At 74.6% G+C, this 20,031-nt stretch carries 20 protein-coding genes; 16 read left to right on the forward strand and 4 right to left on the reverse strand.

What is annotated here, in order from left to right; genetic code table 11:
* Positions 1–5 precede the first annotated feature (5 nt).
* From ATL51_RS21795 to ATL51_RS28425, 6 genes are all read left to right on the forward strand, one after another.
* Positions 6–1,361: a cytochrome P450 gene (locus tag ATL51_RS21795; protein WP_100880859.1), complete on the forward strand. Its 1,356-nt coding sequence runs from the start codon at positions 6–8 to the stop codon at positions 1,359–1,361.
* On the forward strand, positions 1,358–2,143 hold the full coding sequence (locus ATL51_RS21800; protein ID WP_100880860.1) for a class I SAM-dependent methyltransferase: 786 nt from the start codon (positions 1,358–1,360) through the stop codon (positions 2,141–2,143). Before ATL51_RS21795 ends, ATL51_RS21800 begins: the two co-directional genes overlap by 4 nt.
* Positions 2,144–2,171: 28 nt before the next feature.
* Positions 2,172–3,227, forward strand: coding sequence for a Rieske 2Fe-2S domain-containing protein (locus ATL51_RS21805; RefSeq protein WP_100879779.1), 1,056 nt, complete (start codon positions 2,172–2,174; stop codon positions 3,225–3,227).
* Between the two features lie 262 nt (positions 3,228–3,489).
* Positions 3,490–5,049, forward strand: a complete 1,560-nt coding sequence (locus ATL51_RS21810) for a Re/Si-specific NAD(P)(+) transhydrogenase subunit alpha (protein WP_167410032.1) — start codon at positions 3,490–3,492, stop codon at positions 5,047–5,049.
* Positions 5,050–5,052: 3 nt separating this feature from the next.
* Positions 5,053–6,462 carry a Re/Si-specific NAD(P)(+) transhydrogenase subunit beta gene (pntB, locus tag ATL51_RS21815; protein ID WP_100879781.1) on the forward strand — a complete coding sequence of 470 codons (1,410 nt, stop codon included), beginning with the start codon at positions 5,053–5,055 and terminating at the stop codon, positions 6,460–6,462.
* Positions 6,463–6,556: 94 nt separating this feature from the next.
* Positions 6,557–6,706: a hypothetical protein gene (locus ATL51_RS28425; RefSeq protein WP_157818481.1), complete on the forward strand. Its 150-nt coding sequence runs from the start codon at positions 6,557–6,559 to the stop codon at positions 6,704–6,706.
* Positions 6,707–6,832: 126 nt separating this feature from the next.
* Here the strand turns inward: ATL51_RS28425 and ATL51_RS21820 are convergent, their stop codons facing one another.
* Positions 6,833–7,264, reverse strand: coding sequence for an ATP-binding protein (locus ATL51_RS21820; RefSeq protein WP_100879782.1), 432 nt, complete (start codon positions 7,262–7,264; stop codon positions 6,833–6,835).
* Between the two features lie 156 nt (positions 7,265–7,420).
* On the opposite strand from ATL51_RS21820, the gene ATL51_RS21825 reads away from it, so the two are divergent.
* The 7 genes from ATL51_RS21825 to ATL51_RS21855 all read left to right on the forward strand — a co-directional run bounded on the left by ATL51_RS21825 (position 7,421) and on the right by ATL51_RS21855 (position 12,953).
* Positions 7,421–8,395, forward strand: a complete 975-nt coding sequence (locus ATL51_RS21825; protein ID WP_246352671.1) for an RNA polymerase sigma factor SigF — start codon at positions 7,421–7,423, stop codon at positions 8,393–8,395.
* A gap of 289 nt (positions 8,396–8,684) precedes the next feature.
* Positions 8,685–9,389, forward strand: a complete 705-nt coding sequence (locus ATL51_RS21830; protein ID WP_100879783.1) for a hypothetical protein — start codon at positions 8,685–8,687, stop codon at positions 9,387–9,389.
* Between the two features lie 127 nt (positions 9,390–9,516).
* Positions 9,517–10,251, forward strand: a complete 735-nt coding sequence (locus ATL51_RS21835; RefSeq protein WP_100879784.1) for an energy-coupling factor ABC transporter permease — start codon at positions 9,517–9,519, stop codon at positions 10,249–10,251.
* Positions 10,248–10,538: an energy-coupling factor ABC transporter substrate-binding protein gene (locus ATL51_RS21840; protein ID WP_073576229.1), complete on the forward strand. Its 291-nt coding sequence runs from the start codon at positions 10,248–10,250 to the stop codon at positions 10,536–10,538. The genes ATL51_RS21835 and ATL51_RS21840 overlap by 4 nt, the downstream gene beginning before the upstream one ends.
* Positions 10,538–11,269, forward strand: a complete 732-nt coding sequence (gene cbiQ / locus ATL51_RS21845; RefSeq protein ID WP_073576228.1) for a cobalt ECF transporter T component CbiQ — start codon at positions 10,538–10,540, stop codon at positions 11,267–11,269. The genes ATL51_RS21840 and cbiQ overlap by 1 nt, the downstream gene beginning before the upstream one ends.
* Entirely contained in the window at positions 11,266–12,114 is an 849-nt protein-coding gene (locus ATL51_RS21850; RefSeq protein ID WP_100879785.1) for an energy-coupling factor ABC transporter ATP-binding protein, read from the forward strand. Before cbiQ ends, ATL51_RS21850 begins: the two co-directional genes overlap by 4 nt.
* Positions 12,115–12,119: 5 nt before the next feature.
* Positions 12,120–12,953 carry an SAM-dependent methyltransferase gene (locus ATL51_RS21855; protein ID WP_100879786.1) on the forward strand — a complete coding sequence of 278 codons (834 nt, stop codon included), beginning with the start codon at positions 12,120–12,122 and terminating at the stop codon, positions 12,951–12,953.
* Between the two features lie 6 nt (positions 12,954–12,959).
* Here the strand turns inward: ATL51_RS21855 and ATL51_RS21860 are convergent, their stop codons facing one another.
* Entirely contained in the window at positions 12,960–13,775 is an 816-nt protein-coding gene (locus ATL51_RS21860; protein ID WP_100879787.1) for a crotonase/enoyl-CoA hydratase family protein, read from the reverse strand.
* Between the two features lie 79 nt (positions 13,776–13,854).
* Between ATL51_RS21860 and ATL51_RS21865 the strand changes: the two genes are divergently transcribed.
* Together ATL51_RS21865 and ATL51_RS21870 are read left to right on the forward strand one after the other, a co-directional pair.
* On the forward strand, positions 13,855–15,084 hold the full coding sequence (locus ATL51_RS21865) for an MFS transporter (RefSeq protein WP_100879788.1): 1,230 nt from the start codon (positions 13,855–13,857) through the stop codon (positions 15,082–15,084).
* Between the two features lie 9 nt (positions 15,085–15,093).
* Positions 15,094–15,882, forward strand: a complete 789-nt coding sequence (locus ATL51_RS21870) for a TrmH family RNA methyltransferase (RefSeq protein WP_100879789.1) — start codon at positions 15,094–15,096, stop codon at positions 15,880–15,882.
* Here ATL51_RS21870 and ATL51_RS21875 read toward each other — a convergent pair.
* Positions 15,870–17,456 carry an AMP-binding protein gene (locus tag ATL51_RS21875; protein ID WP_100879790.1) on the reverse strand — a complete coding sequence of 529 codons (1,587 nt, stop codon included), beginning with the start codon at positions 17,454–17,456 and terminating at the stop codon, positions 15,870–15,872. The genes ATL51_RS21870 and ATL51_RS21875 overlap by 13 nt on opposite strands.
* 113 nt (positions 17,457–17,569) lie before the next feature.
* Positions 17,570–18,778, reverse strand: a complete 1,209-nt coding sequence (locus ATL51_RS21880) for an MFS transporter (protein ID WP_100879791.1) — start codon at positions 18,776–18,778, stop codon at positions 17,570–17,572.
* A gap of 45 nt (positions 18,779–18,823) precedes the next feature.
* Here ATL51_RS21880 and ATL51_RS21885 point away from each other — a divergent pair, with 45 nt between their 5' ends.
* A complete protein-coding gene (locus tag ATL51_RS21885; protein WP_208623048.1) occupies positions 18,824–20,029 on the forward strand; it encodes an ROK family transcriptional regulator in 1,206 nt (401 codons plus the stop codon).
* Positions 20,030–20,031 lie beyond the last annotated feature (2 nt).

The raw sequence follows: 20,031 nt of genomic DNA on the forward strand, positions 1-20,031 counted from the left end.
TGACCATGCCCCGCCCCCCGTCGATCCCGCTCGCACCCGGCGCGCTGCCGGTGCTGGGCCACGCGGTACCGCTGCTGCGGGACGCGCTCGCGTTCACCTCGTCGCTGCCCGCGCTCGGGCCGCTGGCGCGGATCCGGCTGGGCCCCTTCTCGGTCGTCATGGCCTGCGACCCGGACGTGACCCGTCAGGTCCTGCTCGACGACCGCACCTACGACAAGGAGGGCCCGGTGATCGAGCGGATCCGCGAGGTCGCCGGCAACGGCCTGTCGACCTGCCCGCACAGCAGCCACCGCCGGCAGCGGCGGTTGTGCCAGCCCTCGTTCCAGGGCGACCGGTTCCCCGGCTACGCCGAGGTGTTCGCCGCGACGGCCGAGGCGAGCAGCATCGCGTGGCACACCGGGCAGCACCTCGACGTCACCCGCGAGATGATGACGCTCACCGCCCGCGCGACCATGGAGACGATCTTCAGCGGTGAGCTGCCCGCGGACGTGGTCGACCGGAGCATCGACGACACGACGACGCTCGTGCGGGGTGTGTTCCGGCGGATGCTCACGCCGCCGCTGCTGAGCCGGCTGCCCATCCCGTTCAACCGCCGGTTCGACGAGGCCCGCGGACGACTGCTCGACGTCGTCGCGACGATCGTGGCGAACCGCCGCGCCGACCCCACCGACCACGGCGACCTCATGTCCTCGCTGCTGGGAGCGGTGGACGACGGTGAGACGCTCACCGACGCCGAGCTGGCGGATCAGGTGCTCACGTTCTTCATCGGCGGTACCGAGACCGCCGCCAACACCCTCGCCTGGGCGCTCCACCTGCTGGCCACCCACCCCGAGGTGCAGGACCAGGTCGCGGCGGAGGCGTGCGCGGCAGGAGGGGCGGAACCGCCGCCGCTCGACGGCGTCACCGGCCGGGTCCTCACCGAGACCCTGCGGCTGTTCCCGCCCGCGTGGCTGTTCACCCGCACCCTGACGTCCGACACCGAGCTCGGCGGCGTCGCGCTGCCGAGCGGCACCGTGGTCGCCGTCAGCCCGTACCTGATCCAGCACCGAGCCGATCTCCACCCCGATCCCGATCGGTTCGATCCCGGCCGGTGGGTCGACCGGGCTCCCGACCGCAGTGCCTACCTCCCCTTCGGCGCCGGCGCCCGCAAGTGCATCGGCGACCGGTTCGCACTGACCGAGATGGTCGCCGCGCTGCACGCGGTCCTCCGGCGCTGGCGCGTCGAGCCGCTCTCACCGGAGCCGTTCCGGCCCGCGGTGGAGGCCACCATCACCGCACGCGGCCTGACCCTGCGGGTCGTGGCACGGGGCGCCGCACCGGCGGTCGGCGAGCCCTCGGCCGGGGCCGGGTGCCCGGCATGACGGCGGGCTACGGAGCGGGTCACCTCGACCACGACGAGCCGCTGGAGCTGCGCAGACTCCGGGCCCACGAGGAGTTCGCCGACGCAGGTTCCCGACGGGCCCTCGACGGACTGGACCCGGTGCCCGGCTGGCGGTGCCTGGAGCTCGGCGGGGGAACCGGGTCGGTCGGGCGCTGGCTGGCCCAGCGCTGTGCGCCGGGTGAGGTGGTGGTCACCGATCTCGACACCACCCTGCTCCCGACCGACGTCGCGAACCTGACGCCGTTGCGGCACGACGTCCTGTACGACGACTTCCCGGCCGCCTCGTTCGACCTCGTGCACGCCCGCGCCCTGCTGGAGCACCTGCCCGACCGGGCCGCCGCGCTGGCCAGGATGGTGGGGTGGACCGCGCCGGGCGGGTGGGTCTGCGTCGACGCCACGCTCCGCATCACCCCGCCCGGCGGCAGCCGCACCGCCTTCCACCGCTGCCTGGAGGGGCTCTCCCGGCTCGCGTCCGGCCGGATGGGCGCCGACATCGGGTGGGCCACCGGCCTGCCGCTGATGCTCGCCGAAGCCGGGCTGGTGGAGGTCGGCGTGCTCTGCACCCCGGGCGTCGTGGGGTCGACCGGAAACGCCACCGGCCTCGTCCGTGTCTCGCTGGAGCAGTTCGGCCCGCTGCTGCGCGAGCACGATCTCGTCTCCGACGACGACATCTCCGGCTGCCTCGCCCTGCTCGACGACCCCGGGCATGCCGACCTGCCGTTCCTGCTGATCTCCGCCTGGGGCCGGCGGCCCCGCCCGTGAGCACCCCCACCACCACGGAGGACCTGCGATGTCCGGTGTCACCCGCTACGTCCACGACGACTCCGGTCCCGCCCGCGCGGATGCGCTGACCGCGACCGCGCTGCCCTATCCCGACGGCTGGTTCTGCCTCGCCTTCTCCGACGAGCTCCCGCCCGGTGGCGTCCTCACCCGCACGCTGATGGGGGAGGAGGTGGTGCTCTACCGCACCCGCGGGGGAGTGCTGCGGGCCGTGCGGCCCTACTGCCCGCACCTGGGAGCACATCTGGGGGCGGGCGGCGCGGTCGAGGGCGAGAACATCGTCTGTCCGTTCCACCGGTTCGCCTTCGACCCGAGCGGTACCTGCGTGGCGACCGGCTACGGGCTGCAGCCGCCGAAGGCCGCGCTGACCCGGTACGACGTGTGCGAGGTGAACAGCTCCGTCTACGTGTGGCGGCATGCGCTGGGAGAGCCGCCGACCTGGGAGGTGCCCGCCCTGCACGGCCCGCGGCCCAGCGTCTTCCGGCACACCACGGTCGACCTCGCGGGCCATCCGCAGATGATCGTCGAGAACGCGTTCGACTTCGGGCACCTCACCCAGCTGCACGGCCTGAGCGGGCTCACCATCGACGCCGATCCGGTGATCGGGGAGCCCACCTGCACGATCCCGGTGACCGCGGGAGGGCGGGCGTTGGTCCCCAGCGCGTCCTACGAGCTGACCGTCGTCGGGCTCTCGACGTTGGCGGCGGTGGCGAGGCTCGGCCCGCTCGGCGAGATGTACGTCCTGCTGCACGCGACCCCCACGGCGCCGGGCAGGCTCCACCTGCGCCTGGGCGCCACCGTGGCGCTGGAGAAGGTCCCGTTCGTGCCCGACGTCCTGGGCCGGCTGATCACCGACCCGCTCTCGCAGCTGTTCAGCCGCCTGGCGCACCACATCACCCTCCGGGACGCCGCTCCGGACTTCCCGGTGTGGAACCACCAGATCTACGTCGAGCATCCGAAGCTGGCGCCGGGTGATGGGCCCGTCGGCCGCTACCGGCGGTGGGCCCGGCAGTTCTACTCCGAGCCGGTCTCCGGGAACGTCCGGCAGGACCCGGACCGGCCCTGACCGCCATCGATATGATATAGATCACTCCTGCTGTCGGTCGCACCGGCGCTGCGCCCGTCGGCGAACCGGCCCACCTCCTCGTGGGCGGAACCGCCGACGGTGCCGCCGCGTCGGGCTCATACCGCCGCGCCTGCCCGTACGAAGGGGTCGGATCCCGGCCTGTGACGCAGTCGTGACTGCACACGCCCGGTTCCGGCATTACCTTCCGAAAGGCCCGCGACCAGCGTGAGCGACGAAGCGCGCGCGAGATCGAGGAGAGTGCATGAGCGACAGCCCTGACCCGTCGGGACCGGCGATGCGGATAGGCGTGGCCGCGGAGGCGGAGCCCGAGACCCGCGTGGCGATGAGCCCCGAGACGGTCGCGAAGGTCGTCGGCCTCGGTTACGCCGTCACGGTCGAGTCCGGGGCGGGTGCCCGTGCCGGGTTCACCGACGAGGCGTACGCCGAGGCCGGTGCCGACGTCGTCGACGGTCCCGTCTGGGACACCGACATCGTGGTGCGGATCAACGCCCCGCAGCCCGACGAGATCGGCAAGCTGCGCGAGGGGTCCGTGCTGATCGCCATGCTCGCGCCGCGCTTCGAGGCCGAGCGGACCGAGGCGCTCACCGCCCAGGGCGTCACCGCACTGTCGATGGACGCGGTGCCGCGGATCTCGCGGGCCCAGTCGATGGACGTGCTGTCGTCGATGGCCAACATCGCGGGCTACCGGGCGGTGATCGAGGCGGCCCACGTGTTCGGCCGGTTCTTCACCGGTCAGGTCACCGCGGCGGGCAAGGTCCCGCCGGCGAAGGTGCTCGTGGCCGGGGCGGGCGTCGCCGGGCTCGCCGCCATCGCCGCGGCCAACAGCCTGGGCGCGGTCGTGCGGGCCACCGACCCGCGCTCCGAGGTCGCCGACCAGGTGCGGTCGCTCGGCGGCGAGTACCTGGCGGTCGAGGTCGAGCAGGAGGCCTCCACCGACGGCTACGCCAAGGCCACCTCGGCGGACTACGACAAGCGCGCGGCCGAGATCTACTCCGAGCAGGCCGCGGACTGCGACATCATCATCACCACCGCGCTGATCCCGGGGCGCCCCGCGCCGAAGCTGATCACCGCCGCGGACGTGGCGTCCATGCGCCCGGGCAGCGTGGTCGTCGACATGGCGGCCTCGCAGGGCGGCAACGTCGAGGGCTCGGTGGCCGGCGAGGTCGTCGTGACCGACCACGGCGTGACGGTCGTCGGCTACACCGACCTGGCCGCCCGGCTGCCCGCGCAGGCCTCGCAGCTCTACGGCACGAACGTGCTCAACCTGCTCAAGCTCATGACCCCGGAGAAGGACGGGCGGCTCGCGCTCGACCTCGACGACACGGTGGTCCGCGGCATCACCACCGCGCACGCGGGGGAGACGCTCTGGCCGCCGCCCGAGGTCACGGTGAGCGCGGCGCCCGCCGCCCAGCCGGCCGAGGAGCCGAAGGAGAAGGAGCCGGAGAAGCCGCGTTCCCCGTACGCGGGTCTCGCCGCCGGGATCGTCGGCGCGCTGGCGCTGTTCGCGGTCACGGCTCTGGCTCCGGCCGAGCTCGCCGGGCACCTCACGGTGTTCGTGCTGGCGATCGTCATCGGCTTCTACGTCATCGGCAACGTGCACCACGCGCTGCACACGCCGCTGATGTCGGTCACGAACGCGATCTCCGGCATCATCGTCGTCGGCGCGATCCTGCAGATCGGCACCGGCGGCGACGCCCTGGTCATCGGGCTCGCCGCGGTCGCGGTGCTGCTCGCCGCCATCAACATCGTCGGTGGCTTCGCGGTGACCCGCCGCATGCTGCAGATGTTCACGAGGAGCTGAGCCGTGCAGACGTGGACCACTGCGGCGTACCTGATCGCCGCGATCCTGTTCGTGATCAGCCTCGCGGGGCTGTCGCGGCACGAGACCGCCAAGTCCGGGGTGCTGTTCGGCATCGCCGGCATGACGATCGCGCTGGTCGCCACGGCCGTCGTCGCGCTCGGCCAGGCGTCCGGGCTGGGCGTCGCCCTGCTGCTGGTCGCCGTCGTCGTCGGCGGGGCGATCGGGCTCTGGCGGGCCCGCGTCGTCGAGATGACGGGGATGCCCGAGCTCATCGCGCTCATGCACAGCTTCGTCGGCCTCGCCGCGGTGCTGGTCGGCTGGAACGGCTTCCTGGAGGTCGAGTCCGGTCACCTACAGCTCGAGGGCTCGCTGCTGGGCATCCACCACGCCGAGGTCGCCGTCGGCGTCTTCATCGGCGCGGTGACCTTCACCGGCTCGGTGGTCGCCTACCTGAAGCTGTCGGCGAAGATCAAGTCGGCGCCGCTGATGCTGCCCGGCAAGAATGTCCTCAACCTCGGCGCGCTCGTGGCGTTCGCGGTGCTGACGGTCGTCTTCGTCATCTCGCCGCAGATGTGGATCCTGGCCGTGCTCACGGTGCTGGCACTGCTGCTCGGCCTGCACCTGGTCGCCTCGATCGGCGGCGGTGACATGCCGGTCGTGGTGTCGATGCTGAACTCGTACTCCGGCTGGGCCGCCGCGGCGGCAGGCTTCCTGCTCGGCAACGACCTGCTGATCATCACCGGTGCGCTGGTCGGCTCCTCCGGTGCCTACCTGTCCTACATCATGTGCAAGGCGATGAACCGCTCGTTCGTCTCGGTCATCGCGGGCGGGTTCGGTGCCACCTCCTCGGCGGCCGCCGCCGTCGAGGGCGAGCACCGCGAGGTCGACGCCGAGGGGGTCGCCGAGCTGCTCGCGAACGCCGACAGCGTCGTCATCACCCCCGGCTACGGCATGGCCGTCGCCCAGGCGCAGTACCCGGTCGCGGAGCTGACCCGCTCACTGCGCGACGCCGGCGTGAACGTGCGCTTCGGCGTCCACCCGGTCGCGGGGCGGCTCCCCGGGCACATGAACGTGCTCCTCGCCGAGGCCCAGGTGCCCTACGACATCGTCCTGGAGATGGACGAGATCAACGACGATCTCGCCGAGACCGACGTCGTGCTGGTCATCGGCGCCAACGACACGGTCAACCCGGCCGCGTCGGAGGACCCGGGCTCGCCGATCGCCGGGATGCCGGTGCTGCGGGTGTGGGACGCCAAGGACGTGATCGTGTTCAAGCGGTCGATGGCCACCGGCTACGCGGGAGTGCAGAACCCGCTGTTCTTCCGGGACAACACCCAGATGCTGTTCGGCGACGCCAAGGAGCGCGTGCAGGACATCCTGTCCTCGATCAAGAGCCTCACGAAGGCGGGCTGACCGGCGGGCGACTTCACCCGGGCGGGGCGCAGGTGTTACCGAGCCGACTCCTGCGCTCCGCTTGCCCGGAACGTCCGGTGGGCACTCTGTGTCCATGAGTGAGAGCAGCACGCAGCACGCGAACACGACCTGGCCCCACCCCGAGAGCGAGCAGGCCCGCCACGACGGGCGCTACACCCCGGTCGCCCGTGCCGGGCACCGCGGACACCGGTCCGACGACCCGTCCACCTCCATGCGGGACTGACCACCGCACCACCACGCCCGGTCCGCAGCCGGATCGGGCCCGATGAGAACCGGTCGCCGTCACCCGCCCTCGGGCGTGGGGTGCGGCGACCCTGTCGTTGCAGGGGTCCCCGAGCGCGGGGACGGGTCAGGACGCCGGGATGCAGAGCCCCGGACAGCGGCCGATCCGGCCCTGGAACGAGACGGTGGTCCCGTCGGGACCCGGCTCCACCCGTACGTCCTCCGCGACCGCCTCGATCATCCCGATACCCCGTCCGCGGTGGCCTGGGTCGGTGGGCGGGTCGCGCCAGCGGCCGCGGTCGCTGACCTCCATCCGCACCAGGTACCCCTCGGCGTCCCCGCGCAGCAGAACCGTCGCGGCCCCGCCCGAGCCCGTGGCCCCGTAGGCGTGCTCGATGCTGTTGGACACGGCCTCGTTCACCGCGAGGACGAGATCCTGCACGGTCGGGCACTGTTCGTCGGTCCCGCACAGCGACGCGAGCCACCTCCCGGTCTCCCGGCGGGAGCGACCTGCCGACCCGGGTTCGACGGGCAGCTCGACACACAGAGTCGGGGACATGGCAGAGCAGTACCCATCAGGTCGCCGTGCAACTCATCGGAGTGACCGTCGATCGACAGCCGACCAGGTCACGCGACGTTCGACGTGCGGGCCCGCGCCACCCGGCCTACCGTCGGTCGGTGATGGCAGTCGATCATCGCCGGCCGCGGAGACGGCATGGCTGAGCCGAGCACGGACGCCGAGGGAGCCGAGGCGTCGCGGGCCGACGACACGGTGGGGGACCCGGTGGACGGCACGAGCGGCGACACCGCCGACGGCACGGCCGGGCACGTCGCGACCGCGCACGCCGGTCCCGGGCACCCGGCACCTGAGGGCCCCGGGCCCGCCCACGAGGCCGCGGACGCCCGCCCCGACGAGTACGCCCACCTCCTCGCGCCCCTGCACGCCTTCGCCGCCGCCGAGCCCGACGACCCGGAGCGGGAGCGGCTGCGCTCCGAGCTGGCGAGGGGCTACCACCCGGTGGTCCGGCACATCGCCGGGCGCTACCGGCACCGCGGCGAGCCCGTCGAGGACCTGGAGCAGGTCGGCACGATCGGGCTGATCAACGCGCTGGACCGGTTCGACCCGGGCCAGGGCACCCCGTTCCTGGCCTACGCCGTCCCCACGATCACCGGGGAGATCCGCCGGTACTTCCGCGACCGCACCTGGTCGATGCGCGTGCCGCGGCGGCTCAAGGACATCCAGAGCCGCATGACCCGCGCCCAGGAGGAGCTGGCCTCGCGGCACGGCCGTGCCCCCAGGGTCTCCGAGCTCGCCGAGCATCTCGGCATCAGCCGCGAGGAGGTCATCGAGGGGCTGCAGGCCCAGGACTCCTACCGGTCGGACTCGCTCGACCAGCTCGTCGGTGACACCGACAACCCGCTCGGCGAGATCGTCGGGGGCATCGACGCCGGGATGGACGCGGTCGAGGCCCGCGAGTCGCTGCGTCCCGCCCTGCGCAAGCTCCCCGAGCGGGAGCGGACCATCCTCATGCTGCGGTTCTTCGGCAACCAGACCCAGACCCAGATCGCCGCCCAGGTCGGGTTGTCGCAGATGCACGTGTCGCGGCTGCTCGCCCGGACCCTGGTGACCCTGCGCGGACACCTCGCCGACGAGCAGACCCACCACGACGGGGTCCCCGAGGCCGGCTGACGCCTGCCGGCTACGACGACCGGGTAGCCGTGGTGGTCCGACCGGGGCAACCGGACCGGTCCTGATCACCTCGCCGTCACCTGCGCGTTTCCCCACCGGCCTCCCGGGGCACCCTGTCGTGTTCCGCGCACGCCGTCGTCCGCCCACCGGGCCACGGTGCCGCGCACACCGAGACATCAGCGAGACCGTCGTCCCGCGACCCGTCACCCGCACGTCCGCGGCCGGTCGGTGCCCCACCGACCGGTTCCGTGCCGTGCCGCCGGTCGCGACGACAGGAGAGGAACCGGGTATGGCCGTGCAGGAGAAGACGTTCGCCACCGAGCGTGACCGAAAGCAGGCGGAGCGCTCGTCGGCCGCGGCCGCCGGGCGCGCCGAGGTGGCGGCCGCCAGGGCGGAGCGGGCCGCCGCGAAGGCGCAGCAGGCCGCGCTGATCGCGGCCGGTGCCGCCGGCCCGGCCCAGGAGGCCGGGGTGTCGGGCCCGTCGGCGAAGGATGCGAAGGCCGGGAAGAAGGCCGACGCGAAGAAGGGCAAGAAGGACAAGAAGGGCGGCCGGAAGGCCGTCGAGGCCGCGAAGGCCGACACGAAGAAGGCTCGCCGCAAGGAGGAGAAGGACGCCGAGAAGGCCGTACGCGCCGCCGAGAAGGCCGAGAAGAAGGCCCGTAAGCAGGCGAAGGCCGAGCGTGCCGAGCAGGAGAAGGCCGCGGCCGAGGAGAAGAAGGCCGCCAGGACGGCCAAGGCCGCGCGGCTGAAGAAGGTCGCCAAGCGCGACGCCGCCGCGAAGGCGGACAAGAAGGCCCGCAGGCTGGCGGAGGAGCAGGTCGTCGCCGGCCGGCCGGGCAGCGGGGTCGGTACGCCCGAGACCACGCCCGCCGAGCGGGAGAACCGACGTCGCGAGGCCGAGCAGGAGGCGGGCCGGCTGGCCGCCGCGGCCGAGCACAAGGCGACCGCCGAGCGCCCCGCCGAGGTGCATCACACCAACGGCCTGCGACTCTGACGGCACACCGCAGCCACCGGCGACGCCCGGACCCGGCCGGGTCCGGGCGTCCCGTGCGTCAGGGCCTGCACACCTGACCGGATGTTCAGGCTTGCACGAGCGAACGACGTGGCCGTAGCGTTCGCCCGTGCACATCGCCGAGGGCTATCTGCCGCCGCTGCACGCGGCGGCCTGGACCGTCGTCGCCGCGCCGTTCGTCGTGCACGGCGCCCGCGCCGTGGTGCGCCGCGTGCGGGAGGACCCGGACACCACGCTGCTGCTCGCCGCGGCGGGCGCGTTCACCTTCGTCCTCTCGGCGCTCAAGATCCCGTCGGTGACCGGGTCGTCGTCGCACCCGACCGGAACCGGGCTGGGCGCGGTGCTGTTCCGACCACCGGTGATGGCCCTGCTCGGGACGGTGGTGCTGTTCTTCCAGGCCGTCCTGCTCGCCCATGGCGGGCTCACCACGCTCGGCGCCAACGCCTTCTCGATGGCGATCGCCGGGCCGTGGATCGCCTACGGCGCCTACGTCGTGGTCCGCAGGATCGGGGGCTCGCTGGGGCCCGCGGTGTTCGCCGCGGCCTTCCTCGGTGACCTCGGTACCTACACGATCACCAGCGCGCAGCTCGCGCTCGCGTTCCCCGACCCCACCTCCGGGTTCGGCGGAGCGTTCGTCACCTTCGCATCGATCTTCTCGATCACGCAGATCCCGCTGGCCGTGGCCGAGGGGCTGCTGACCGTGCTCGTCGTGCGGCTGCTCGTGCGCATCACCCCGGACGAGCTGCGCCGCCTCGGCGTGCTGCGCCCGGCCGCGGGAACGGACACCGGCGGCCCCGCCCCGGCCGCGACCGCACAGGGCCCGGAGAAGGAGGCGTCGGCGTGAGCCGCTCGACCGTCGTGAACATCCTGCTGGTCGTCGCCGTCGTCGCGTTGTTCGCGGTGCCGGTGCTGTTCGTGCCCGGCGAGTACGCCGGGTCCGACGGCCAGGCGGGCGAGGCCATCGAGGCCACCGGCTACCGGCCGTGGTTCAGCCCGGTGTGGGAGCCGCCGTCGGGCGAGATCGAGTCCGGCATCTTCGCGATGCAGGCCGCGGCCGGCGCGGGCGTGCTCGGTTACTGCATCGGCGTCGCCCGCACCCGCAGCCGGGAGAAGGCCGCGCGGCAGAGCTGATGCTGCTGATCGACGAGACCGCCCACGCCAACCGCTGGCGGTCCCGGCACCCCGGGGAGAAGGCGTTCCTCGCCCTGGGGCTGCTGCTGCTCGCCGTCGCGCTCCCACCGTGGCCGGGGGCCGTGCTGACCGGTACCGCGGCGCTGGCGCTGCTGCTGGGCGGGGCCCGGGTGCCGTGGCGGACCGCGCTGCGGCTGCTCGCGCTGCCCCTCGGGTTCGTGATCGTGGGGGCGCTGCCCCTGCTGGTGACCGTCGGCGGGGACCCGTGGCTCGCGCTCGCGCCGGGCGGACCGGCCCGGGCGGCCGCTCTCGTCGGACGCTCGCTGGCGGCGGTGACCTGCCTGATCCTCTTCGCCGCGACGACGCCGCTCGCCGACACCCTGCCCCGGCTGCGGTGGGTGCCGCCGGCCGTCCTGGAGATCACCCTGCTCGTCTACCGGATGCTGTTCCTGTTGCTGGACTCGCTGACCGCGGTCCGGGAGGCCCAGTCCCTCCGGATGGGATTCCGGACGCGGCGGACCACCTTCCGGTCGCTGGCCGGGCAGGGCGGGGCCGTGTTCGTCCGCGCCTTCGACCGTGCCCGCCGCCTCGAGGCCGGCCTCGCCTCCCGCGGCTACGACGGCTCGCTGCGCGTCCGGGTACCCGCCCGCACCGTCTCGCCCGCCTTCGTCGCGGCGAGCACGGTGCTGCTCGTCGCCGTGCCCGTACTGGCCCTGGTGGTCGTCCCGTGACCGCGGTCCTGGAGGCCCGCGGGCTGGTCTTCGCCTACCCGGACGGGCCGGTCGTGCTCGACGGGGCGGACCTCGTCGTCGACCCGGGGCGCAGGCTCGCGGTGCTCGGCCCCAACGGTGGCGGCAAGACCACCCTGTTCCGGCTGCTGCTCGGGCTGCTCGCCCCGTCGGCCGGACAGGTCCTGCTCGACGGCGAGCCGGTCCGCCGCACCCGCCGCGGGCTGCTGCGGCTGCGCGAGTCCGCCCAGCTCGTCCTGCAGGACCCCGACGACCAGCTGTTCTCCGCCGACGTCGCGCAGGACGTGTCGTTCGGCCCGCTGAACCTCGGTCTCGACGAGACCGAGGTCGACGCCCGGGTGCACGACGCGCTGTCCGCCGTCGGCATCGCCGACCTCGCCGACCGGCCGACGCACCGGCTGTCGTTCGGGCAGCGCAAGCGGGTCGCGATCGCCGGGGCGCTCGCCGTCCGGCCCCGGGTGCTGGTGCTCGACGAGCCGACCGCGGGTCTGGACCCGGCCGGGGTGGAGGAGCTCGTCGTCGTGCTGGCGGACCTGCAGCGCGCCGGGACCGCGGTCGTGCTGTCCACCCACGACGTCGACCTCGCCCACCGCTGGGCCGACGACGTCGCCGTCGTCGCGCGCGGGCGGGTACGGCGCGGCCCGGCCGCGCAGATCCTCGGCGACGCCGCGCTGCTCTCCGACGCCCGGCTCGGGCCGGCCTGGGCGCCCGCGGTCGCGCGGCTGCTCGAGCTGGCCGGCCGCCCCGGCGTCGCCCCCGGCACCGCGGCGGAGCTGCACGATGTCCTGGCGGGACTTGCGACCCGGGAGACACCGGCGAGAGGGTGACGCCCATGACCGCCTCGGAGCCCGTGCCCGACCCGGTGGACGAGATCGACCTGACGCTCCCCAACCCGGCCCGCGTCTACGACTACATGCTCGGCGGCGCCCACAACTTCGCCACCGACCGGGAGTTCGCCGAGCGCCTGCTCGCGGCCCTGCCCGACACCCGGGAGGTCGCGCTCGCCAACCGGGCCTTCCTCGGCCGGGCCGTGCGGGCCTGCCTGGACCGCGGGGTGCGCCAGTTCCTCGACCTCGGGTCCGGCATCCCGACCGCCGAGCCGGTGCACGAGATCGCCCACCGGGCCGACCCCGCGGCGCGCGTGGCCTACGTCGACGTCGAGCCGGTGTCGGTCGCGATGAGCCGCCAGATCCTAACCGGTGTGGACGGTGCCTCGATCACCGCCGCCGACCTCACCGACGCCGGGGCCGTGCTCGCCGCGCCGGGTGTGGCGGGCCTGCTCGACCCGGCCGAGCCGGTCGCCGTGCTCGCGGTGTCGGTGCTGCACTTCGTCCGCGACGACGACCTGCTCGGTGCCCTGTTCGACCGCTACGTGACGGCGTTCGGGCCCGGCAGCATGCTCGTCGTGTCGCACGGCAGCACCGACGTCGACGACCCGTACTCCGCCGAGCGGATGCGCACCATCGAGCGGTTCACCCGGGACACCGCGCAGCCGGCGCGCTCCCGGGACCGCGCCCTGCTGCGCAGGCTGTTCGTCGACCGGCCCGGACACCGGCTGGAGCTGCTGGAACCGGGCCTGGTCGACGTCGGCGACTGGCGGGCCGAGGACGGGCAGCCACCCGTAGGGATGTACGCGGTCGTCGGGGAGGTCGTCGGGCGACGGTAGGCCGGGTCAGTCCCGGTAGACGCCCTGGCGCTTCTCCATGAACGCGCTGACGGCCTCGGTCAGGTCGGCCGAGACCAGCTGGCCGCCGTTCCAGGTGGCGATCTGGTCGAGCCCGTCGGCGACCGAGTGGTCGCGGGCGTAGGTGATCGCGTGCTTGGTGCCGCGCAGGGCCAGCGGCGATTTCGCGGCCAGCGACGCGGCCAGCTCGGCGACGCCCGCCTCCAGCGCGTCGGCGTCGGCGTACACGTCGTTGACCAGGCGCAGCTCCTTCGCCTCGGTGCCCGACACCGGCCGGCAGGTGTAGGCCAGCTCGCGGGTCACACCCTCGCCGACGATCCGCGGCAGCCGCTGCAGCACGCCGACGTCGGCGGCCAGACCCATGTCGACCTCCTTCAGCACGAACGACGCGTCGGCGGTCGCGTAGCGCAGGTCGCAGGCGACGGCCAGGTCCAGGCCTGCCCCGAGGCAGACGCCCTGGATCGCGGCGACGACCGGCTTCCGGCAGCGCTCGATCGCGGTGAGGCAGTCCTGCAGGTCGAGGATGGTGCGGCGCAGCGCGTCGGCGCCGTGTCCTGTCGAGTCGTCCGACGCGGTCTCGCGCAGCCCGCCCAGCATCGACACGTCGATGCCCGAGCAGAAGTGCCGCCCGTTGCCGCTGATCACCACGACCCGCACGGCGGGGTCGGCGTCCAGCTCGCGCACCGCGTCGCGCAGCCCGAACCACATCGGCTCGTGCAGCGCGTTCGCCGCCTCCGGGCGGTCCAGGCGCAGCCGCGCGACCCCGTCCGCCACCTCGACCGCGATCCCCGTCGGTTCACCCATGTCGCGTCACTCCGTCCTCGTCGCCGGTCCTCGCTGCGGAGGCTACCGGTAGGTAACCCCCGGCTGGCAGGATGCGGCCGTGCGGCAGGGAGGCCGGGGGGACCGGACGTGGCTCGCGGCCTGCGGGCTGCTGTTCGCGACGGCCTTCGGCACGAACGTCCCGACCCCGCTGCTTCTGGTCTACCGGGCCGAGCTCGATCTGTCGGCGAGCACGCTCGCCGCGATCTTCGGGGTGTACGCGCTCGGGCTGGCGCCGTCGCTGCTGCTGGGCGGGCCGGCGTCGGACCGGTTCGGGCGGGTCCGGGTGCTGCTGCCGGTCGCCGCCGGGGTCGCCGGGGCGTCGCTGCTGTTCCTCGGCGGGGCGTCGGCGCTGTGGCTGCTGTTCGCGGCCCGGTTCCTGCAGGGGCTGGCGTCCGGTGCGGTGTTCTCGGTGGGCAGCGCCTGGCTGCAGGACCTCGCCGGGCCGGACGGCGCGCCGCGGGCCGCGCGGGCGGCGTCGGTCGCCCAGACCGCCGGCTTCTGCCTCGGGCCGCTGACCTCCGGGCTGCTCGCGACCTCCGGGCCGCTGCCGCTCGCCCTGCCCTACCTCGTGCACGTGGCCCTGTTGGTGGTGGCGGTCGCCGCGGTGCTCGCCACCGTCGGGACGGGGACCCGCCCGGCCGGGCCGCCGTCCCGCGGCCTGCTGCCCCGGCCGGGCCTGACCCCGGCCGCGCGGCGGGTGTTCGTGCGGGTGGTCGTGCCGACCGCGGTGTGCGTGTACGCGTTCCCGTCGGTCGCGGTGACCGTGCTGCCGCTGCTGCTGCCCGGGATCTCCGGCGCGGTCGCGTTCACCGGGCTGCTCGCCGCGCTGACCCTGGGCACCGGGACGCTGGTGCAGCCCTTCGCGCACCGCCTCGGCCGCCGCACCGGGCCCGCCGGGGCCGGGCTGGGCGCCCTCGGGGCCGCCGCCGCGACGGTCACCGCGCTGCTCGCGCCACCCGGACCGGCCGCCGTCGCGGGTGTCGCGGTGGCCGGGGTGCTGTTCGGCGCGGGCGGCGGGCTCTGCCTCAACGCCGGGCTCACCCGCGTCGGCCGGCTGGCGCCGGCGTCCGGGCGGGGCGCGGTGAACGGGCTGTTCTACACCGCCGCCTACTCCGGGTTCGCCGCGCCGTGGCTGGCCACCGCATTCGTCGCGACGACGGCGCTCGCCGCCCCGCTGGCGGTGCTCGCCGCCGCGGCCGCGGTCACCGCCGGGTGGCTCGCGGTCCGCTCCGGAGACCCGGACGGGGCACCCGGTCCCGGCCGGTCCCCGGACGCCCCGCCGTCCTAGGCTCGTCGGGTGCCCGACCTGACCAGTACCGCCAACCCGCGTGTCAAGAACCTGGTCCGGCTGCGCACCCGCCGCCACCGCGACGCGGCGGCCGTCACCGTGATCGAGGGGCACGACGAGCTGGCGCTCGCGCTCGACGCCGGCGTCGAGCCGACCGAGGTGTACTGGGCGCCGGACCTCGTGCGGTCGGATGCGCTGCTGGCCCGGATGCCGTCGGCGCGGGTGTTCTCGGTGACCCGCGAGGTGTTCGCCCGGATCGCCTACCGCGAGTCCCCGGACGGCTGGCTCGCCGTGGCGCCGGCCCCCGGCCGCCCGCTCGACGAGCTGTACCTCGGCCCGGACCCGCTCGTGCTCGTCGCCGAGGGTGTCGAGAAGCCCGGCAACGTCGGGGCGATGCTGCGCACCGCCGAGGCGTGCGGGGTGGACGCGGTGGTGATCGCGACCCCGGAGCGCGGCGGCACCGACTTCGCCAACCCCAACGTGGTGCGGGCGTCGAAGGGGACGGTGTTCGCGGTGCCGGTCGCGTCCGCGTCCACCACCGAGGTCCTCGACTGGCTCGACCGGCGCGGCATCGCCACCCTCGTCACCACCCCGGCCGGGACGACCGGGCTCGCCGGCACCGACCTGACCGGGCCGACCGCGCTGGTCATCGGGACCGAGGCCACCGGGGTGACCGACGCGTGGCTCGACCGGGCCGACGCCACGGTGGTCATCCCGATGCGCGGGCGGGTCAACTCGCTCAACGCCTCGATCGCCGCGGCCGTGGTGCTCTACGAGGCGGTCCGTCAGCGCGGCTGACCGACGAGCTCGGCGCGCAGCCGCTTCTTGTCGGTCTTGCCGATCCCGGTCAGCGGGATCCGCTCGACGAACTCCACGGTGTCCGGCACGTACATCGCGCCGGCGCGCTCGGCGACCAGGCCGGTCAGCTCGTCCGGGCTCGGCGCCGGGGAGTCGGTGACGACGGCGGCGTGCACGGTCTCGGTGCCGTCGTCGTCGGGCACCCCGAAGACCGCGGCGTGCCGGACGGCCGGGTGCTCCATGAGCAGGTCCTCCAGCTCGGAGGTGTACACGTGCCCGCCCACGACGACGATCATGTCCTTGACCCGGTCGAGCAGGTGCAGGTAGCCGTCGGCGTCCTGGCGGGCGACGTCGCCGGTCCGCACCCACCCGTCGACGACGGTGGCGGCGGTCAGCTCCGGCTGCTTCCAGTAGCCGTCCATCTCCATGCCGGTGTGCACCCACAGCTCACCGCGCCCGCCCGGGGCGACGGGGCGGCCGTCGGCGTCGGTGATCGCGATCGTGGTGGTGGGGATCGGCCGCCCGACGGTGCCGAGCAGGTCGGGGTCCCGGTGCTCCTCGGCGGTGAGCACACTGATCCCGCCGGCCTCGGTCTGGCCGTAGAACTGGGTGAACACCGGGCCGATCCGGCGCAGCGCCTCGGCGATGCGCCGCGGGTTGGCCGGCGCCCCGCCGTACACCAGCGACCGCAGCGACGACAGGTCGGTCCGGTCCAGGTCGGGGTGGTCGAGCAGCCGGTAGATCAGCGGCGGCAGGAGGAAGGTGTGGGTGATCCGCTCCCGCTCGACCGCGGCGAGGAAGGCGCCCGCCTCGAAGCCGTCCTGGAGAACGACGGTCCCGCCGTCGGCCAGGGTGCGGTCGGCGAGCGACCCGCCCACGTGGGCGACCGGGGTGGCGACGAGCAGCCGCGCGCCGGCGTCGCCGCTGCCGAACCCGCCTGCCCCGCGGCGCATCGCGGCACCGCGACGGTGGTGGTCGAAGGTGTAGGTGATGCCCTTCGGGTGGCCGGTGGTGCCGCCGGTGTGCCGGATCTGCTCGATGGCGTCCGGCCGGGCGCGGCCCCGGACCGGCTCGGTGGACGCCGTCGCGGCCTCGGCCGTCACGTCGGTGTCGGTGCCGTGCGGGCCGAGCCAGAGCACGTCGACGCCGGGGACCAGCGCGAGGACGGGCTCGGCGGTCGTCGCGGCGTCGGCGTCGGCGAGGACGAGCGGCGCCTCGACGTCGTCGACGATGCGGGCCTGCGCGGCGGCGGACAGGCCCTCGTGCGGCTGGGCGATGCCCGCCCCGAGCAGCGTCACCGCGAGCCGCGCGACGACCGCCCCGGGTGTGTTACCGGCCAGCAGCGCCACGACCCGGCCCGGCTCGACCCGGCCGTCGAGGGTGTGGGCGAGCCGGTGCACGGAGTCCGCGAGCTCGCCCGCGGTGATCCTGCGGTCGCGGTGCACCACGGCCTCGCGGCCGCGGTCGGCGGCGAGGGCGTCGAGGAGCTCCTCGACGTCGCTGTGCAGGGCGGCCCCGCTCTGCGTGGCGGCGCCGTGGCGCGGCGCGGTGGCGCTGTCCAGATCGGCGGACATGTCCGAGCTCCTCTCGACGTGATCGTTGTCTTACGCAACGATCAACTCGAGGGCAGGCTTCCCGGAGGTGATCTGATCGACACCTCTCGCTTGTGTGAGCTACCAGGCGGTCCTCAGGCAGCGAGGGCGAGCTCCTCGCGCCGCTCGGAGCGCTCCATCCGAACCGCAACCCCCAACGCGGCCAGCCCCAGCAGTGGCAGCACGGTCGCGACCGCGGCGGGCGCGGTCCAGCGCCATCCGGCGGCCAGCACCAGGGCACCCAGCGCGGCCCCGAGGGCGTTGGACACGTTGAACGCGGCGTGGTGCAGTGCCGCGCCCAGAGTCGGACCCTCGCGACCGGCGTCCATCAGCCGGGTCGCCAGCGCCGGTGTGGTCGCGGTGGTGGTGAACGCCAGTGCGAACAGCGTGACCAGCGCGAACACCGGCGAGGACGCGGTGAGCGCGAACAGGGCCATCGACACCGCGGCGGCGGCGAGCCCCGAGGCGATCGTGCGGACCGGCGCAGTCTCGGCGAGCCGGCCGCCGACCTGGTTGCCGAGCGTCATGCCGACCCCGAACACGGCGAGCGCGAGCGGCACGGCCGCGGTGGCGAGCCCGGACACCTCGGTGAGTACCGGGGTGATGTAGCTGTACACGGCGAACGAGCCGCCGAACCCGGTCGCGATGACCGCCATCGTGATCCAGACCTGGCCGCGGCGCAGTGCCGACAGCTCACCCAGCACCGAGCCGCGGCGCTCGTCGCGGACGTCGGGGACCAGCCGCCAGACGGCCAGCATCGTGAGGGCCGCGACGGCGCCGACGGTCAGGTAGGCCGCGGGCCAGCCCGCGTTCTGCCCGAGCCAGGTCGCGCCCGGGACGCCGACGATGTTGGCGATCATCAGCCCGCTCATGACCGTCGCGATCGCCCGGGGTCGTCGTTCGCGGGGGACCAGCGAGGCGGCGAGCACCGATGCGGTGCCGAAGTAGGCGCCGTGCGGCAGCCCGGCCAGGAACCGGGTGGCGACGAAGGCGCCGAAGGTCGGGGCGAACGCCGACGCCACGTTGGTCACCGCCAGCGCGCCCGCCAGGGCCAGGACGAGGTGCTTGCGGGGCCACCGCGCGCCGAGCACGGCGAGCACCGGCGCGCCGACGACGACGCCGAGCGCGTAGGCGCTGATGGCCGTGCCGGCCTGCGGCACGGTGGCGCCGAGGTCGGCGGCGAAGGCAGGCAGCAGACCCATCGAGGCGAACTCGGTGGTGCCGATGGCCAAGCCGCCGAGGGCCATCGCGGCGAGCGCGGGCCCGGTGGTGGGAGACTGGGAGGAGGTGAGAGCCTTTTTCATCGCGACACGAGGATAAATCCAGGCAGGCCGGAGGTGTCAAACCAGATGACGTCGATGTCAGCCGGTTCACGTTCCGCCACGGATGCGCCGGGGCGCGCGGAGACCGACCGCTGGCGCGCCACCGCGGAGGTCCTGGACGAGGTCCGCCGCGAACCCGGCCTCACCCGGGTCGAGCTGGCACGGCGGCTGCGTCTGGCCAGCGGCTCGGCCACCGAGATCGCGGCCCGGCTGCGCGACCTCGGCTGGGTCACCGAGCAGCGCGCGCCCTGCGGGGGGCGCGGGCGGCCGACCACGACGCTCGCCCCCAACCCGGACGGGCCGGGGGTCGTCGCCGTCGACGTGCGGTTCGAGGGCTGGCGGGCGGGGCTCGCCGGGCTGGACGGGGTCCCGGCCACGCTGCGGTCGGGCCCGCACCGCCGTCGCGACCCGGACGCCGTCGCGGCGGAGCTGGACGGGGTGGTCGGCGAGCTGGTCGCGCAGGCGCCCGGACCGGTGGTGGCGGTCGGGATCGGGGTCGCTGCGACCGTGGTCGACGAGCATTTCGCCGAGTCCGGTGGCGGCCAGGGCTGGAGTCCGCTGGACGTGCGCCGGATCGGTGCCGGGCTGGGCCTGCCGGTGCTGGTCGGCAACGACGCGAACCTGGCCGGCGTCGCCGAGGTCCGCGACGGTGCCGCGGCCGGTGCGGGCACGGCGTTGTTCCTCACCGTCGAGGTGGGCATCGGCGGCGCGCTGCTGCTCGACGGGCGTGCCCAGGCCGGTGCCCGGGGCGCGGCGGGGGAGCTGGGGCACCTGCCCTTCGGTGACCCGGCCGCCCGCTGTGCCTGCGGTGCCCGCGGCTGCTGGACCACCGGCGTCGACGGCCGGGCGCTCGCCCGGATGCTGGGCGAGCCCGAGCCGGACGCTCCGTACAGCTACGCACGCACCGTGCTCGACCGCGCCTCGGCCGGTGAGTCCGGCCCGTCGGCGGCGGTGACGAGCGCGTCGGCGGCGCTGGCCCGCGGCGTCGCCGGCCTGGTCAACGCGCACGACCCGGAGGTCGTCGTGCTGGCCGGGCTCGGGCCCGCGCTGCGGGCCGCGGCGCCGGAGGCGTTCGCCGTCGCCTATGACGACGGTCTGATGGCCTTCCGCCGCGCCGTCGCGCCGCCGGTGCACGACGACGCGCACGGCGAGGACGGCGTGCTCCGGGGGGCCGCCGCGATCGCGCTGGACCACGCGGTCTCGGCTCCCGGGCTCGCCGCCCGCGCCGGCTGAGG

This window comes from Pseudonocardia alni, assembly GCF_002813375.1.
GTDB lineage: Bacteria > Actinomycetota > Actinomycetes > Mycobacteriales > Pseudonocardiaceae > Pseudonocardia > Pseudonocardia alni.

Excerpts from the sequence above, each read along its gene's own strand:
- ATL51_RS21875 (WP_100879790.1), bottom strand. The coding sequence starts at position 17,456 with ATGTCCGCCGATCTGGACAGCGCCACCGCGCCGCGCCACGGCGCCGCC.
- ATL51_RS21800 (WP_100880860.1), top strand. The coding sequence starts at position 1,358 with ATGACGGCGGGCTACGGAGCGGGTCACCTCGACCACGACGAGCCGCTG.
- ATL51_RS21885 (WP_208623048.1), top strand. The coding sequence starts at position 18,824 with ATGACGTCGATGTCAGCCGGTTCACGTTCCGCCACGGATGCGCCGGGG.
- ATL51_RS21825 (WP_246352671.1), top strand. The coding sequence starts at position 7,421 with ATGGCTGAGCCGAGCACGGACGCCGAGGGAGCCGAGGCGTCGCGGGCC.
- ATL51_RS21860 (WP_100879787.1), bottom strand. The coding sequence starts at position 13,775 with ATGGGTGAACCGACGGGGATCGCGGTCGAGGTGGCGGACGGGGTCGCG.
- ATL51_RS21805 (WP_100879779.1), top strand. The coding sequence starts at position 2,172 with ATGTCCGGTGTCACCCGCTACGTCCACGACGACTCCGGTCCCGCCCGC.
- ATL51_RS21830 (WP_100879783.1), top strand. The coding sequence starts at position 8,685 with ATGGCCGTGCAGGAGAAGACGTTCGCCACCGAGCGTGACCGAAAGCAG.
- ATL51_RS21820 (WP_100879782.1), bottom strand. The coding sequence starts at position 7,264 with ATGTCCCCGACTCTGTGTGTCGAGCTGCCCGTCGAACCCGGGTCGGCA.
- ATL51_RS21795 (WP_100880859.1), top strand. The coding sequence starts at position 6 with ATGCCCCGCCCCCCGTCGATCCCGCTCGCACCCGGCGCGCTGCCGGTG.
- ATL51_RS21855 (WP_100879786.1), top strand. The coding sequence starts at position 12,120 with ATGACCGCCTCGGAGCCCGTGCCCGACCCGGTGGACGAGATCGACCTG.
- cbiQ (WP_073576228.1), top strand. The coding sequence starts at position 10,538 with ATGCTGCTGATCGACGAGACCGCCCACGCCAACCGCTGGCGGTCCCGG.
- ATL51_RS21880 (WP_100879791.1), bottom strand. The coding sequence starts at position 18,778 with ATGAAAAAGGCTCTCACCTCCTCCCAGTCTCCCACCACCGGGCCCGCG.
- ATL51_RS28425 (WP_157818481.1), top strand. The coding sequence starts at position 6,557 with ATGAGTGAGAGCAGCACGCAGCACGCGAACACGACCTGGCCCCACCCC.
- ATL51_RS21810 (WP_167410032.1), top strand. The coding sequence starts at position 3,490 with ATGAGCGACAGCCCTGACCCGTCGGGACCGGCGATGCGGATAGGCGTG.